Here is a 15,281-nt window from a genome sequence, read left to right as displayed (position 1 = left end):
TAGGACCGCAGACTGCGGGGGAATCGTCAGCCTGTCAATTAAAAATACAAATTTAGGGGGATTCCCTCTTACTTGTAATGTTGTATTCTGCTTGTAATGCAGCGAATGGCCCTAGTTACTGATTATCGACAGCTTGTCATACAGGTGCTCCAATCGGCGAAAGGATGTTGTTATCATGACTGGAAATCTTCAGGCGACTGCGCTCCTCGTCGATGGCGCGACGCTCAGCGATCAAGTGACGGAAGTCCTGCGCCATAATGTCGTGAACGGCATCTGGGGCGTGGGGGATGTGCTGCCGTCGGAAACCACCTTGGCCAGCGATTTCGATGTCAGCCGCACCGTGATCCGGGAGGCTGTCTCGCGGCTCAAGGCGGAAGGCATGCTTTCCAGCCGCCAGGGCCGTGGGGCATTTGTGGCCAGTGATCGGCCCCGGCAGGGCTTTGCGATTCCTGAGCGGGATATGGAAAGCCAGCGTAAGCTTGAGCAGATCCTAGAGTTGCGCATGGGGCTTGAGATCGAAGCCGCCGCCATCGCCGCCGCCCGTGCAACGCCCGAAGCCTGCCAGGAGATCCAGCGCGCCGCCGCCGCCTATGACCAAAGCAACAAAATCGGCGGCCCCGCGGTTGCGAGTGGGGTCAGCGCCGACCTCGCCTTTCACCGCGCGGTTTGTGAGGCGACCGGGAACAGCTATTATCTCAGCCTATTCAACTACCTTGTCGCCAGCCTGCGCGAGACGATGCTGGCCGGGCGTTTGCAAGCATTGAAACGCGGCGGCGAAAGCCGGGACGCCATTCAGGAACACTATGACATTGCGGCCTCTATTGCTCAGGGCGATGCCGAACGGGCGCGCCAGCGGATGCGCGACCACCTTCAAATGTCGAGCGGGCGTCTCTTGGCGCAGCTCAAGACAGAGGATGGATTGGGCGAGTGACGGTTCCTGCCGCGCTCCAAGCCGCCCTCGCGCGGCCCGCATCGTTGACCATCGCGCTTAGCGGGGGGATCGATAGCCTCACCCTCTCTGCCGCCGCGGCCAAGGTGCGGGGGACGGAGGGGGTTACGCTTTGCCACGCGGTTTCGGCTGCGGTCCCTTCGGCGGCGACGGCGCGGGTAAAAGACTTTGCAGCCGCTTGGGGCCTGCCGCTGAAACTGGTGGATGCGGGCGAATTCGCCGATCCGTCCTACCGCGCCAACCCGGTGAACCGCTGCTATTTCTGCAAGTCGAACCTCTATGGCACATTGGCGCGGATGGGGCCGTTGGTGGCGGCGGGCACCAATACCGACGATCTGTCAGACTACCGCCCCGGTTTGCAGGCCGCGGCGGAGCATGGCGTGCTGCACCCGTTCGTCGATGCGCAGTTGTCAAAAGCCGATGTGCGGGCCTTGGCGCGGGCGCTTGGGTTGGGGGAACTGGCGGAACTGCCCGCGGCCCCTTGTTTGGCCAGCCGGATTGAGACCGGCCTGCGGGTGGAGCCTGCGGATCTGGAGGTGATCGACCGGGTCGAAACCCTGCTGCGTGCGGCATTGGGCAATATCACCCTGCGCTGCCGGCGCTTGCGCGGGGGCTGGGTGGTTGAGCTTGATCCGCCTCTTTATGAAGGTCTTTCCGCGCAAAAGCGCGCGGCGATTTTGACGCAGGTCCGGCGGGCCACGGACGACGGGCGCGCGGTGGATCTGCGGGCCTATTCAAGAGGAAGTGCATTTGTCCATCAATAAGAAAGGCCCCGACGGGCATCCGGACGTGACCTTTGACCGGGGGCGCGGGGGGCGCATCGGCATCGAAGAAGCCGTGCTTTGCGAGCATAAATCAGTGCCGCAAATCGCCGCGATCATCGGTGACGCGGCGACGGAGGGGCGCAGGCTTCTCTTGACCAGGCTGACGGCAGAGCAGTTCGGCGACCTGCCAGAAAATATGCGTCAGTTGGTTGATTACTGCGCCGCCTCTCGCACCGCCATTCTCGGAGAGGTTGGCCCGTTGGCCAGCACCCCACGCATCGGTTTGGTCAGCGCGGGGACGTCAGACTATGCCCCGATGGAAGAGGCGAAGCGTACGTTGGCTTACGGTGGAATGGACGCGACCGAAGTGTCAGACGTGGGCGTGGCCGGGCTTTGGCGTCTGCTCGCGCGGGAAGACCTGTTGCGCGAGATGGATGTGGTGATCGTCTTCGCCGGGATGGACGCGGCCCTGCCGTCGGTCGTGGCTGGGCTGGTGCCGGGGGTGGTCATTGGTGTGCCGACCTCCGTGGGCTATGGTGTGGCCCGCGGCGGGAGGGTCGCGCTCGATTCGATACTTGCCAGCTGCGCGCCGGGGGTGACGGTGGTGAATATCGACAACGGCTATGGGGCTGCGACTTCGGCCTTGCGGCTGGCCAATATGATGCGCCGCGCCGCGGCGGGAGGGTAGCCGGTGACAACACCGAAACTGAAGATCAAGAAACGGCAGACACTGGCCGATCAGCTTTACGGGCAGGTGCTTGAGCAGATCGTGTCGAACAAACTGGTGCAGGGCGAAAAGCTGCCTTCGGAAAACCAGATCGCCACAGCCTTTGGCGTGTCCCGCCCCGTGGTGCGCGAGGCGCTGCGCAAGTTGCAGGAGGATGGGCTGGTAGAAGCCCGGCGCGGCGTGGGTACTTTTGTGCGGCGGCGGCCTTCGGAAAAGCTGATCGAATACGCCACGGCGGGGTCGGTTGCCGGGCTGATGCGCGCGATGGAGGCGCGGATCACGATTGAAAAAGCCACCGCGCATATGGCCGCGCAACGGGCCAGCCCCAAGGATATCGCCCGGATCGAGGCCGCGCTGCAGACGCTTGAGGCGTCGATGCAGGCGCGCAACCCTTCCTTCGATGCCGATTACCAATTCCACCGCGCCATCGCGGCGGCCTCGGGCAATGAGGTTTTCCTTCAGATGCTCGACTGCGCGCGCGAGTCGATCGAACAGGGGATCGACGTGGCGCAAAAACTGACCCGCCAAGGCTCGCAAGCGCGGATCGACGTGGTGATCAATGAGCACCGCCAAATCCTTGAAGCGATCCGTGCGGGCGACAGCGAAGTTGCGGGCGTATCGATGGCCTATCACCTGTTGCAGGCGCGGGCCCGGATCACCGACCACGCCGGTATCGCATGACGCCAACACCCCGAAAGGCCCCTTTATGATCTACGACCACCGCACCTATTGCTGCCGCCCCGGCACGATCAAGAAACACCTCGCCCTCTATGCGGAGTTCGGCTTTCCCGCGCAGAAACGCATCCTCGGAGCGCCAGTGATCTATGCTCAGGTCGAGACGGGGGATGTGAACTCCTTCGTGCATATCTGGGCCTATCAGGATGCCGCCGACCGGGCGGCGCGCCGCGCGCAGATGGCGGCGGACCCTGAGTGGCAGACTTACCTCAAGAAAAGCGCCGAGGCGGGATATCTGGTGCGCCAGACCAATAAGATCCTGATGCCCATCCCGCTCGAAGGCTAAGCGGCGGTCCCGGCCCGACAGGTCAGGCCGGGGCGTTGTTCAGGTCACAAGGTAGCTTTCGTCGATCCCGCGCCCTTCGTGAAAAGCGCGGATGTTGCTGGCCCAATGGCCGACCATACGTTTGAGGTTATCCTCACTGTGGCCGCCGATGTGGGGCAGGGGCAGGACGTTATCGAGCCGCAGAAGCGGGTTGTCTGGCTCGACAGGCTCTTCGGTGAAGACATCCAAGGCCGCGCCCGCGATGCGTTTGTGGGTGAGCGTGTCGATCAGTGCTGCCTCATCGACCAGCCCGCCGCGCCCGGTGTTGACCAGCAGGGCGTCGGATTTCATCTGCGCCAGTTCCGGCGTGCCGATGGTGTGGTGCGACGCCTCCGTCAGCGGCATGTGCAGGCTGACGATATCGCAGGTCTCAAGAATTTCGTCGCGCTCGGCATAGCGCGCGCTGGTGCCTTCAGCCTCCCCTGAGCGGCGGTAGTAGAGCACCTCGCAGTCAAAGCCCGTCAGCCGTTTCGCCACGAGTTGCCCGATGGCACCAAAACCGATCAGCCCGACCTTTTGACTGCTGAGGTCCCGCGTGCCGGGGACGATCTCTGGCACGATCCACTTGCCCGCGCGGGTGTTGTTATAGTGCAGCGGAATGCGGCGCAGGGCGGCGATCATCATGCCGATGGTGAGATCCGCAATGGTGGGGGCGTTAACGCCGGGGCTGCGCGCCACGGTCACGCCCATTTCTTTCGCCAGATCCACCGGGATCTTGTCATAGCCGGTGCCCCATTGATGCACGAGGCGCACGCTATCGGCCCCCCGCAGCACCGGCGCCGGAAGGCCGCGCCCGCGCGGAACGATATAGGCGGCACCTTTCACTGCCTTGGCGAAATCCTCTTCGGAATAGGACGCCGCAAAGCGCAGGTCGAGCCCTTCGGCATAGCCGCGCACTTTATTCTGCATATCCTCCGGCATCGCGTCGAGCACGGCGACGGGGCCGATCAGATCGCCGCTCATGTCGATGCCCCGCGCAGATCTTCGGGCAGCAAGGCCTCGGGCAGGTTCTGGTAGGAGACAGGTCGCAGGAAGCGGCGGATCGCCATGGTGCCGACGGAGGTCGCGCCGAAGTTGGTGGAGGCCGGGTAGGGGCCGCCGTGCACCATGGCATCGCAAACCTCGACCCCGGTGGGGAAGCCGTTCACTAGCACCCGGCCCGCTTTCCGTTCAAGGATCGGCATCAGCGCCTTGGCGGCTTCGGTGTCGCCCTCGTCCATCTGGAGTGTCGCGGTTAACTGGCCTTCGAACCCTTTGGCAAGCTCTTGCATCTCATCGCCCGACGAGACCCGCAGCACCAGACCCAAGGGGCCGAAGACCTCTTCCCCAAGGGCGTGATCTTGCAGGTAGGTCTCGGCGTCGGTTTCAAAGAGGTTCGGCTGGGCGCTGCGGCCTTCGCTGTCATTGCTCAGCAGCGCGCGCACGGCGTTGCGCCCGGTGAAACGTTCCTTGCCCTCGCGGTAGGCTTTGGCGATGCCGTCGGTCAGCATGACCTGCGGGCCGACCTGCTCAAGCGCCTCTTTCGCGGCTGCGACAAAGGCATCGCCCTCGGCCCCCTTGGCCACGACCGCGATGCCGGGGTTGGTGCAGAACTGCCCCGCGCCCATGGTCAGCGACCCGGCCCAGCCAGCGCCGATTTCCGCGCCGCGGTTTCGAGTGGCCTCGGCCAGAACGAACATCGGATTGACCGAGCCCAACTCGCCGAAGAACGGGATCGGCTCGGGCCGTTGCGCGCAGAGGTCAAACAGCGCGCGGCCTCCACCGAGGGAGCCGGTGAAGCCAACGGCTTTGATCAGCGGATGCTGCACCAGCGTCTGGCCCACCTCACAGCTGTTGGCATGGATGAGGGAGAAGACACCGGGATGAATGTCGCATTTCTTGATCGCGGCATGGATCGCTTCGGCCACAATCTCCCCCGTGCCGGGATGGGCGGAATGGCCTTTCACGACGACCGGGCAGCCCGCCGCCAGCGCCGCGGCGGTGTCACCGCCTGCGGTGGAGAATGCCAGCGGAAAATTCGACGCGCCGAATACCGCAACCGGGCCGATGGGGCGCTGGATCATGCGGATGTCGGGGCGGGGCATGGGTTGGCGCTCGGGCAGGGCACCGTCGACACGACGGTCCAGATGGGCGCCTTTGCGGATGTGATCGGCAAAGAGGCGAAGCTGCCCCATGGTCCGTCCGCGCTCGCCCTGAAGGCGGGCAGTCGGCAGGCCAGATTCGCGCGCGCCAACTTCTGTGATGATATCCGCGCGGGCCTCCATCTCGTCTGCGATGGCGTCAAGGAAATCGGCGCGGCTCTCGCGGCTTGAATAGGCGTAGGACCAAAAGGCGTCCTCGGCGGCTTCGCAAGCGCGGTCCACATGGGCCGGGGTGCCGCTTTGGAATTGGTCGCTTTCGCCGGTGGCGGGGGAATTGGCGAAGGTTTCTCCGCCGCCGATCCATTCGCCTGCGATCAAGTGCTTGCCGTGGGGGTGAAATGTCTTGCTGTCAGCGCTCATGATCAATCCTTGTCGGTTTGCTGTGTCAAAGTGGGGGAGGGCTGCGCCATGGTTTGCACCAGCGCGTCCATCTGCCGCGTGAGCAGCCAGGCGTCGCCCGCGATGGCGACGAATTCGATACCGTTGTCAAAGTAGCGGCGCGCCAGATCGGCGCCGTAGCCAAGGATGCCCGCAGGCAGCCCGGCGGCGTGAATGGCGTCGACCGCTTCGCGGATCTTGTCTTGGACATCGGGGTGCATGGGGTTGCCGGTATGGCCCATCGCCGACGACAAATCGCCCGGCCCGATAAAGATCGCGTCCACGCCGGCCACGGCGGCGATGGCGGGAATTTGGTCGACCGCTTCGGGGGTCTCGACCTGCACGATGACGCATTGCGCGTCTGTATATGTGGTCAGGTAATCCGTCTGCCGCGCGTAGTTATTGGCGCGAATCGTAGCCGAGATGCCGCGCAGCCCTTCGGGGGGGTAGCGGGTCCATGACACGGCGCGGCGGGCGTCTTCGGCGTTTTGGATCATCGGGAACATCAGATTTTGCACGCCGATATCCAGCAGCCGCTTGGTCATCGTCTGGTCGGAAGAGGGCATCCGCACCACCATCTGCGCATTGGGATTGGCGCTGCCTGCGGCGCGCAGATGATCGGTGATCTGGCTTAGGTCATTCGGCGCATGTTCCATGTCTAGCAACAACCAATCGATCCCGCTGCCCGCGGCGATTTCCGTCACCGTAGGTGAGCAGAGCGAGAGCCAGAAACCCGACAGGCGGCTGCCTTGGCGAAGCGATTGCTTGAGTGTTTTTCCCGACATTTTCGCGACGCGCCCCTCAAATGGTATCGACAATTGGGGTGATACGGTAATATATCAGTTCGAGCAAGATGTGTTTTCCACCCGTTTTGCGATGATGTTTTAGCTGGCGAGGATTCCATGACCGAGACCAAGAAAACCGCCGATCAGCTGCGCAGCGCGCGCTGGTTTGCCCCCGACGATCTGCGCAGTTTTGGGCATCGGTCGCGCATGATGCAGATGGGTCTGGGCCCCGAGGATTGGGAAGGCCGCCCGGTGATCGGTATCTTGAACACTTGGTCCGAGATGAACCCCTGCCACCTCCATTTCCGCGACCGCGCGGAGGACGTGAAAAAGGGAATCGCGCAGGCCGGCGGGCTGGGGTTGGAGATCCCCACGATCTCGATTGACGAAAGTTTCACCAAGCCGACCTCGATGCTCTATCGCAATATGATCGCGATGGAGACCGAAGAGACGATCCGCTCGCATCCGCTTGACGGTGTGGTGCTGATGGGCGGCTGTGATAAGTCCACCCCCGGTCTGACCATGGGCGCGATCAGCGCAGGCGTGCCGTTTATCTTCCTGCCCGCAGGCCCGATGCTGCGCGGCAATTACGCAGGCAGGGCGCTTGGCTCTGGCTCGGATGCGTGGAAGTTCTGGGATGAGCGCCGCGCGGGCACGATCTCGGCCGAGGAGTGGGTCGGTGTCGAGGGCGGCATTGCGCGGTCTTATGGGCATTGCATGACCATGGGCACGGCCTCCACCATGACGGCGATTGCCGAAGCGATGGGGCTGACGCTGCCGGGGGCCACCTCGATCCCTGCCGCTGACGCGGGCCACAAACGGATGAGCGCCTCTTGCGGGCGGCGCATCGTCGATATGGTTTGGGAGGACCTGACGCCGGACAAGATCATCACCCCCGCCGCCGTGCAGAACGCGGCGACGGTGGCGATGGCGACAGGCTGTTCGACCAATGCGGTGGTGCATCTCTTGGCAATGGCGCGTCGCGCGGGTGTGGCGCTGGAGTTGAACGATCTGGACGCTCTGGGCCGCACCACACCGCTTATTGCCAATATCCGACCCTTGGGCAGCAGCGAATACCTGATGGAGGATTTCTATTTCGCAGGCGGGTTGCGGGCGCTGATGGACCAGTTGGGCGATAAGCTTGACCGGTCGGCGATCACCTGCACCGGCAAACCCTTGGAGGAAGGGATCGCGGGCGCGCCTGTCTATAATGACGACGTGATCCGGCCCCTGTCGAACCCGGTCTATAAGGAAGGCTCGCTCGCCGTGCTTAAGGGCAACCTTTGCCCCAATGGCGCGGTGATCAAACCGGCGGCTTGCGACCCGAAGTTCCACCGCCACGAAGGCCCGGCGCTGGTCTTTGACAGCTACCCCGAGATGAAGGCCGCGATCGATGACGAGAACCTCGACGTGACGCCGGACCATGTGCTGGTGCTGCGCAACGCGGGGCCGCAGGGCGGGCCGGGGATGCCCGAATGGGGCATGTTGCCGATGCCGAAGGCGCTGCTGAAACAGGGCCACCGCGACATGCTGCGGATCTCAGACGCGCGGATGTCGGGCACGTCTTACGGCGCTTGCATCCTGCATGTCGCGCCGGAGTCTTTCGTGGGCGGGCCACTGGCGCTCCTAAAAACGGGCGACATCGTGCGGATGGATCTAGAGGCGCGCACCCTCGACATGCTGGTGGACGAGGATGAACTCGCCGCCCGTCGCGCCGCGTGGCAAGCGCCGGAGCCGCGGTTCGAGCGGGGCTGGGGCTATATGTTCCAGCGCCATGTGGGGCAGGCCGATCAGGGCTGCGACTTCGACTATCTCACCGCGGCCTTTGGCCAAACGGCGGGTGAGCCGGATATTTTCTGAGGGGTACGTCTATGACACATGATCTATCAAAAGCGCTCACCGGCATCTCGGGCATCCTCGTGACGCCCTATGACGATGCTGGAGAGATTGCGCCGCGCAAGCTGGCCCCGATCATCGACCGCGCCCTCGCCGCCGGGGTGCATATCCCGGTCGTGAACGGCAACACCGGCGAATATTACGCGCTGACCAATGATGAGGCCTGCACCATGGTGCGGGAGGTGGCGCAGTTGGTCGACGGGCGCGCGCCGCTACTGGCAGGCGTCGGGCGCGGCATTCGGGATGCCTGCGCACTGGCCAAGGCGAGTGCCAAGGCGGGCGCGGATGCGCTGATGATCCACCAACCGCCTGATCCCTTCGTCTCCCCCCGTGGCACGGTCGATTATGTGCGCGCGGTGCGGGATGCGTCGGGCGGGCTGCCGGTGATGCTGTATCTACGCAATGATGCGATGGGGCCTGAGGGCATCGCGCGACTGTGCGAAGTCGAGGGGGTGAAGGGGGTCAAATGGGCCACGCCGAACCCTTTGAACCTTGCCCGCGCGATTGAGGCGGCGCCGGATGATATCGTCTGGGTCGGCGGGCTGGCCGAGGTCTGGGCGCCGCCGCTCTATGCGGTGGGGGCGCGGGGGTTCACCTCGGGCCTTATCAACGTCTGGCCCGAGCGGTCGGTCGCCATTCACGCGGCACTGGATGCAGGCAACTACGCCGAGGCGAACCGCCTTATCGCAGGGATGCGCGCCTTTGAGGACATCCGCGCGGAAGAGCATAACGGCACCAATGTCACCGGTGTCAAAGCCGCCCTTATGGCCATCGGACAGGATTGCGGGGCCACGCGCCCGCCCTCCGCTTGGCCCCTGACAGAACGGCAGCAGGCGGTGCTGGACCAATTCATAACAGACAACGGACTAAAGGGAGAGAGAGCATGACCCCCGAACTACGCGAGAAACTCAAGGCGGTCTCAGTCGCGACGCTGGCCACGGCGCTGTATAAACGCGGGTTGCGCAATCAGGTGGTGCAGGGGGTCGGCCCGGTCGCGGCAAAGGGGCAGAATATGGTCGGCCCGGCGTTCACGCTGCGCTATATGCCCGCCCGCGAAGACCGCAATCAACTGGTCGAGTTTCGCAATCCCGAACACCCGCAGCGCGTCGCGATTGAGACCTGCCCCGAGGGCCATGTGCTGGTGATGGACAGCCGTAAGGATGCGCGTGCCGCGAGTGCTGGGGATATCCTCATCACCCGTCTGATGATGCGCGGCGCGGCGGGGGTGGTGACAGATGGCGGGCTGCGTGATGCCGCGACCATTGGCGCGCTCGAGATGCCCGCCTACCACGCGCGGCCCTCAAGCCCCACGAACCTGACCCTCCATGAGGCGATAGAGATCAACTGCCCCGTCGGCTGCGGCGATGCACCGGTCTTTCCCGGCGATATCGTGGTGGGCGACGACGACTGCGTAATCATCATCCCCGCAGATATCGCCGAAGAGGTCGCGGATGAGGCGGTAGAGATGACGGCCTATGAGGATTTCGTCGTCGAGGAGGTCAAAGGCGGCGCGGGGATCATCGGGCTTTATCCGGGCACCAAGCAGGAAAACCTCGATAGGTTCGCGGAATGGCGCAAGGCCAACAACCGCTGAATCAGGGCTTTTCCGGGGTGAAATACTCCGGGAAAGCCGCCCGTTTCTCGGTCATGCGGTCAACGGTGCGTTGCAGGTGTTGGCGCAGCGCCTCCATCGCGGCAGGGGCATCGCCCGCTTCAATCCCATCAAGGATCCGGCTGTGGCCCCCGATCACGTCCTTGTTGTTCAGGATGCGCCCCGCCTCATCAATGTCATCCAGATGCAGGCGGCGCAGTCGTTCCAGATGGCCCGCGTGGCTGCGCATGATGCGCTGGCTTTGCACGTGGCCTGCTGCCACAAAGAGGGTCTGGTGGAATACTTCGTCCAACTCCTGAAAAGTCGGCACGTCGCCGGGTTGGTCCGAGATGCTGCTTTGCAGGGCGACGATGCTGCGCAGACGGGTCAGGGCTTCGGGCGCGATCTCGGCGGCCAAACGGCGCACGACTTCGGTCTCAAGCGCGATGCGCATGAACTGCGCTTCGCGGATCGCCGACATGTCGATTGGCGTCACCAAAGTGCGCGATTGCGGGTAGATCTTGACCAGCCCCTCTTTGGCAAGCTGCTGCAGCGCATCGCGCAGCGGCGTCAGGCTCACCCCATGGGTCTCAGCCAGTTCGGCGCGCAACAGCGGGGTGCCGGGCGGCAGGTCGAGCCGGACAATCTGATCGCGCAGAGTGGCGTAAACCCCGCGCCCCGTCGGCCCGCCCTCGAACAGACCCAGATCGGCCCCGCCGCCCAAAATGCTTTTGGCGAGGGTCTGCGCACTCTGTGCTGAAGGTTTGTTCGATGAGGTCATGAGGGCTCTTCCATAGCTATTAAATCTAATATATCAGTTAATGACATCTTACCGAAGCGGTTTTTTTCGACACCCTGGGGGGAGCATCCGATGGACAGCCAGACCATGCAAGAGGACAGACGCGTAAAGGTGATGCTGCTGTCACCGACGGATAACGTGGTCGTGGCGACCTCGGCGGTGCCCCAAGGCGCGGTATTGCCGCAAGACGGGCTGCGTGCCAACCACGATACGCCCCAAGGACACAAGATCGCGATCCGCCCGATCCAGCAGGGCGCGCCGATCCTGAAATTCGACACCGTCATCGGCTACGCGGCAGAGGAGATCGCCGCAGGCGATTGGCTGCACAGCCACAACATCAAGTTCGACGCGGTCGACAAAGACTATGCCTTTGCCCGCGACTATACCCCGACCGACCTGCTGCCGCCTTCAGACCGCGCGCAGTTCATGGGCATCCGCCGCGCGAATGGCCGCGTGGGCACGCGCAACTACATCGGGCTTTTTGTAACCGTGAATTGCTCCGCCACCGTGGCGCGCAAGATCGCCAACTACTTCGACGAAGAGCGGATGGAGGCATGGGAGAACGTCGACGGGGTGATCCCCTTCATCCACGAATCCGGCTGCGGGATGGAGCTGACAGGCGAGCCGATGGACCTGCTGCGGCGCACGCTCTCGGGCTATATCCGCCACCCCAATCTGGCCGGGGCCGTGGTCCTGTCGCTGGGGTGCGAGCGCAACAATTTGGCGCAGTTCTTTGAGGAGGAAGGGTTGGCCGAGGGCAAGATGCTGCGCACCATCACCATGCAGCACGTCGGCGGCACGGCCCGCGCGATTGCCGATGGCAAGGACGCCGTGCGCGAGATGTTGGATCAGGCCAATGCCGTGCGGCGCGAACCCTGTTCGGCAGAGCATATCACCATCGGAATGCAATGCGGCGGGTCGGACGGGCTTTCGGGTCTGTCGGCCAACCCCGGGCTTGGGGCTGCGGCGGATATCCTCGTGCGCAACGGCGGCACGGCGATCCTGTCGGAGACGCCCGAGATTTTCGGCGTCGAACACCTGCTGACCCGCCGCGCCCGCAGCGAAGAGGTGGGCCGCAAACTGGTCGAACGCATGGACTGGTGGCTGGAGCATACCAAGGGCCGCGATACTCAGATCAACGGCGTGGTCAGCCCCGGCAATCAGGCGGGCGGTCTGGCGAATGTGTTGGAAAAATCGCTCGGCGGGGCCAAGAAAAGCGGCAGCACCGGGTTGATGGAGGTTTACCGCTATGCCGAAGCGGTGACGCAAAAGGGGCTGGTTTTTATGGACACGCCCGGCTTCGATCCCGTCTCTGCCACCGGGCAGATCGCGGGGGGTGCGAACCTGATTTGCTTTACCACCGGGCGCGGGTCTTGCTTTGGCTCCTATCCCTCGCCAACGATCAAACTGGCCTCCAACACACCGATGTTCACCAAGATGCAGGACGATATGGACATCAACTGCGGGACCGTGATCGACGGCGAATTGAGCCTTGAGGAACTGGGCCAAGCGATCTTTGAACGCATCCTCGCCATAGCCTCGGGGGAGCAGAGCAAATCCGAAGCGCTCGGGGTGGGCGAAGAGGAATTCGCGCCTTGGCCGATCGGGGTCACGGGGTAAAGATGTCAGACGGGAGAGCGCAGATGAAACCGAACTATGTAAAACTGGTGGAGAATACGCCGCTGCCGCGCATGGCGCTTTGCCGTCAGACCTTTGCCGCGACGCAAGTCGATGATCCGCGCGCTGCCGTGGCGGAGGCGATGCAGGCCGGTTGCGCGGGCAAGATCAAACCCGGCATGTCCATCGCCATCACCGCAGGCAGCCGGGGTCTGGCAAACCTGCCGGAACTGCTGGCCGCCATCGTGGCCGAGGTCCGCGCGCGCGGGGCGCAGCCCTTTGTCGTGCCCGCCATGGGCAGCCACGGCGGCGCCACGGCAGAGGGGCAAACCGCGCTGCTGGCGAAACTGGGCGTGACCGAAGAGAGCCTCGGTTGCGAGATCCGCTCGTCGATGGAGACTGACGAGATCGGCGTGCTCGACAACGGCATGTCGGTGCGGATGGACCGCCACGCCAATGCCGCCGATGGGATCATCCTGTTCAACCGGATCAAGCCGCATACCTCCTTCCGCGCGCCGAACGAAAGCGGGCTGGCCAAGATGCTCTCGATCGGTCTGGGTAAACAATCGGGGGCCGAGACTTGCCATTCGCGGGGCATCGACAACGTCGGCATCTTCGTCGCCAAAATGGCCCGGATGAAGTTGGAGCGCTGCAAGGTGCTCTTCGGCATCGGCACGATTGAGAATGCCTATGACGGGCTCTCGCAGGTCGTGGCACTCGACGGCGACGGGATGTTGGAGGCCGAAGCGCCCTATCTGCAAGAGGCGATGCGCAACATGCCGCGCCTGCCGCTGGGGCCGCTGGACGCACCATCAGCTTCGGGCGATCTGGATGTGCTGGTGGTCGATGAGATCGGCAAAGAATTTTCCGGCACTGGGATGGACCCGAATATCACGCATCGTTTTTCCAGCGAAAAGATGCAGGTCCATCTGCACATTTCACGGCTGGTCGCGCTTGGCCTCTCGCCGCTTAGCAACGGCAACGGCAATGGCGCGGCGCGAGCAGATGTGATCACGCAGCGGTTGGAGCAGGACTTTGACCGAGAGGCGGTTTATGCCAATGCCATCACGTCGCAGGTGTTGAAGCAGTCGAAGATCCCCATGGTCATGCCCTGCGACCGCACGGCGATCCAGACAGCGGTCAAGACCTGCGGGGCCGAGGATATCACCAAGGTCCGGCTGCTGCGCATCCCCAATACGCTGAAGCTTGAGTATCTCTATGCCTCCGAGGCGATGCTGCCAGAGCTGCGCGACCGCCCGGGGCTGGAGGTGGTCGGCGACCTGCAAGAGATGCAGTTTGATGGCGGCCTGTTGCACAACCCTTGGCCGGATGCGCATTGATGCAGGGGCAAGGGCTTCATCTGCACCTCGACCCCGTAGGCGGGGCGGCGGGTGATATGTTCATCGCGGCGATGCTGCATGCTTTCCCCGAACTGGCCGAACGCGCACTGGCCGATGTCGCCGCCGTGCTCCCGGCCGAGGTGGGCCATGCGGAACTAAGCGAACATGTGGCTTCGGGCATCACCGCGCGGCGGTTCGAATTGGTGCTGGCCGCACCCGACGCAGGCAGGCGCCACGGGGCCGAGACGACCTACCGCGCGATGCGCGAACTTTTGGAAAACGCACCGCTGTCCGAGGGCACGGCTCAGGCCGCCTGCGCGATCCTTCACCGGATTGCCGAGGCCGAAGCGCAGGTGCACGACATCCCCATCGACCGGGTGCATTTTCACGAGATCGCGGATTGGGACGCGCTGATGGACGTGACCGCTGCGGGCAGCATCTGCGCCGCGCTGTCGGGGGCGACCGTCTCGCTCGCCCCACTGCCTCTGGGCGGCGGGCTGGTTGAAACGGCGCATGGCAAACTGCCCGTTCCCGCACCGGCGACCGCGCTGATCTTGCAGGGCTACGACTGGCATGACGATGGCGTTCCGGGCGAAAGGGTTACCCCCACGGGTGCGGCGATCCTTGCGCATGTCACTGGCGGCAGCCCTACCGCCAGCCGCCCAGCGGGGCGGCTGCGCTGTACCGGGTCGGGCGCGGGTGTGCGGGTGATGAAGGGCCTGCCGAATATCCTGCGGGTCAGCGTTTTTGACACCGCCTCGGGCGGTATCGCCCAAGACAGTCTGGTGCAATTCGCCTGCGATATCGACGACATGACGGGCGAAGAACTCGGCGCGGCGGTGGACCGTCTGCGGGCGATGGACGGCGTGATCGATTTGCTGATGCTGAACGGGCAGGGCAAGAAATCCCGCCCGGTAACGCGCCTTGAGGTGTTGGTGCAGCCGCAGGCTGCCGACCGGATCGCGGCGCGGGTCTTTGATCTGACCTCAACACTCGGTCTGCGCCGGACACGGGTGGAGCGTTTGATCCTCCCGCGGGAGAGTGATGACAGTGAGCCGCTCCGGCGCAAGCGTGCGCAGCGGCCAAGTGGGCAGGAAACCACCAAGGTCGAAAGCGATGATCTGGCCGATGCCGAGACCCTGCACGACCGTCGCAAACGCGCCCGCGCCGCCGAAGGCTAGGTGCCGCCGCCCGGTGATCTAACTTGCTTATCACCGGGCCGCGTGTGAAAATC

Annotated in this window: 15 protein-coding genes; 11 read left to right on the top strand and 4 right to left on the bottom strand. The window is 64.0% G+C overall.

Annotated elements, in window-relative coordinates; all coding sequences use genetic code 11:
* Positions 1-175: 175 nt before the first annotated feature.
* Genes R1T45_RS02920 through R1T45_RS02900 form a run of 5 tightly spaced genes read left to right on the top strand, consistent with a single transcriptional unit; the run spans position 176 to position 3,461 of the window.
* The gene (locus tag R1T45_RS02920) at positions 176-931 is read left to right on the top strand and encodes a FadR/GntR family transcriptional regulator (protein WP_120352409.1); all 756 of its coding nucleotides are present in this window, start codon (positions 176-178) and stop codon (positions 929-931) included.
* Positions 928-1,713 carry an adenine nucleotide alpha hydrolase gene (locus R1T45_RS02915; RefSeq protein WP_317389087.1) on the top strand — a complete coding sequence of 262 codons (786 nt, stop codon included), beginning with the start codon at positions 928-930 and terminating at the stop codon, positions 1,711-1,713. The genes R1T45_RS02920 and R1T45_RS02915 overlap by 4 nt, the downstream gene beginning before the upstream one ends.
* Entirely contained in the window at positions 1,700-2,401 is a 702-nt protein-coding gene (gene larB / locus R1T45_RS02910) for a nickel pincer cofactor biosynthesis protein LarB (RefSeq protein WP_348408789.1), read from the top strand. The genes R1T45_RS02915 and larB overlap by 14 nt, the downstream gene beginning before the upstream one ends.
* A 3-nt stretch (positions 2,402-2,404) precedes the next feature.
* A complete protein-coding gene (locus R1T45_RS02905; RefSeq protein WP_120352407.1) occupies positions 2,405-3,121 on the top strand; it encodes a FadR/GntR family transcriptional regulator in 717 nt (238 codons plus the stop codon).
* Positions 3,122-3,146: 25 nt separating this feature from the next.
* On the top strand, positions 3,147-3,461 hold the full coding sequence (locus tag R1T45_RS02900; protein WP_317389086.1) for an NIPSNAP family protein: 315 nt from the start codon (positions 3,147-3,149) through the stop codon (positions 3,459-3,461).
* Positions 3,462-3,500: 39 nt separating this feature from the next.
* Here R1T45_RS02900 and R1T45_RS02895 read toward each other — a convergent pair whose 3' ends face one another.
* From R1T45_RS02895 to R1T45_RS02885, 3 genes are read right to left on the bottom strand one after another with little or no spacing between them, the layout of a single operon-like run.
* Positions 3,501-4,463: a 2-hydroxyacid dehydrogenase gene (locus R1T45_RS02895; protein WP_317389085.1), complete on the bottom strand. Its 963-nt coding sequence runs from the start codon at positions 4,461-4,463 to the stop codon at positions 3,501-3,503.
* Positions 4,460-6,001, bottom strand: coding sequence for an aldehyde dehydrogenase (NADP(+)) (locus R1T45_RS02890; protein ID WP_317389084.1), 1,542 nt, complete (start codon positions 5,999-6,001; stop codon positions 4,460-4,462). Before R1T45_RS02890 ends, R1T45_RS02895 begins: the two co-directional genes overlap by 4 nt.
* Before the next feature lie 2 nt (positions 6,002-6,003).
* Entirely contained in the window at positions 6,004-6,804 is an 801-nt protein-coding gene (locus R1T45_RS02885; RefSeq protein WP_120352403.1) for an HpcH/HpaI aldolase family protein, read from the bottom strand.
* 117 nt (positions 6,805-6,921) lie between these two features.
* Between R1T45_RS02885 and araD the strand changes: the two genes are divergently transcribed.
* From araD to R1T45_RS02870, 3 genes are read left to right on the top strand one after another with little or no spacing between them, the layout of a single operon-like run.
* Positions 6,922-8,664: an L-arabinonate dehydratase gene (araD, locus tag R1T45_RS02880; RefSeq protein ID WP_317389193.1), complete on the top strand. Its 1,743-nt coding sequence runs from the start codon at positions 6,922-6,924 to the stop codon at positions 8,662-8,664.
* Positions 8,665-8,675: 11 nt separating this feature from the next.
* A complete protein-coding gene (locus R1T45_RS02875; protein WP_317389192.1) occupies positions 8,676-9,587 on the top strand; it encodes a dihydrodipicolinate synthase family protein in 912 nt (303 codons plus the stop codon).
* Positions 9,584-10,294: a ribonuclease activity regulator RraA gene (locus tag R1T45_RS02870; RefSeq protein ID WP_120352400.1), complete on the top strand. Its 711-nt coding sequence runs from the start codon at positions 9,584-9,586 to the stop codon at positions 10,292-10,294. The genes R1T45_RS02875 and R1T45_RS02870 overlap by 4 nt, the downstream gene beginning before the upstream one ends.
* A gap of 1 nt (position 10,295) precedes the next feature.
* On the opposite strand, the gene R1T45_RS02865 is transcribed toward R1T45_RS02870, so the two are convergent.
* Positions 10,296-11,072 carry a GntR family transcriptional regulator gene (locus tag R1T45_RS02865; RefSeq protein ID WP_243263584.1) on the bottom strand — a complete coding sequence of 259 codons (777 nt, stop codon included), beginning with the start codon at positions 11,070-11,072 and terminating at the stop codon, positions 10,296-10,298.
* 90 nt (positions 11,073-11,162) lie between these two features.
* Here R1T45_RS02865 and R1T45_RS02860 point away from each other — a divergent pair, with 90 nt between their 5' ends.
* Genes R1T45_RS02860 through R1T45_RS02850 form a run of 3 tightly spaced genes read left to right on the top strand, consistent with a single transcriptional unit; the run spans position 11,163 to position 15,228 of the window.
* On the top strand, positions 11,163-12,710 hold the full coding sequence (locus R1T45_RS02860; protein ID WP_240791625.1) for a UxaA family hydrolase: 1,548 nt from the start codon (positions 11,163-11,165) through the stop codon (positions 12,708-12,710).
* Positions 12,711-12,733: 23 nt separating this feature from the next.
* Entirely contained in the window at positions 12,734-14,047 is a 1,314-nt protein-coding gene (locus tag R1T45_RS02855; protein WP_317389191.1) for a lactate racemase domain-containing protein, read from the top strand.
* Entirely contained in the window at positions 14,047-15,228 is a 1,182-nt protein-coding gene (locus tag R1T45_RS02850; protein WP_317389190.1) for a LarC family nickel insertion protein, read from the top strand. Before R1T45_RS02855 ends, R1T45_RS02850 begins: the two co-directional genes overlap by 1 nt.
* Positions 15,229-15,281 lie beyond the last annotated feature (53 nt).

Origin of the sequence: Sulfitobacter sp. LC.270.F.C4 (genome assembly GCF_032922545.1) — a bacterium.
GTDB lineage: Bacteria > Pseudomonadota > Alphaproteobacteria > Rhodobacterales > Rhodobacteraceae > Sulfitobacter > Sulfitobacter profundi.
The sequence above is the reverse complement of the archived record's forward strand: the minus strand, read 5'-3'. Positions and strand labels throughout refer to the sequence as shown.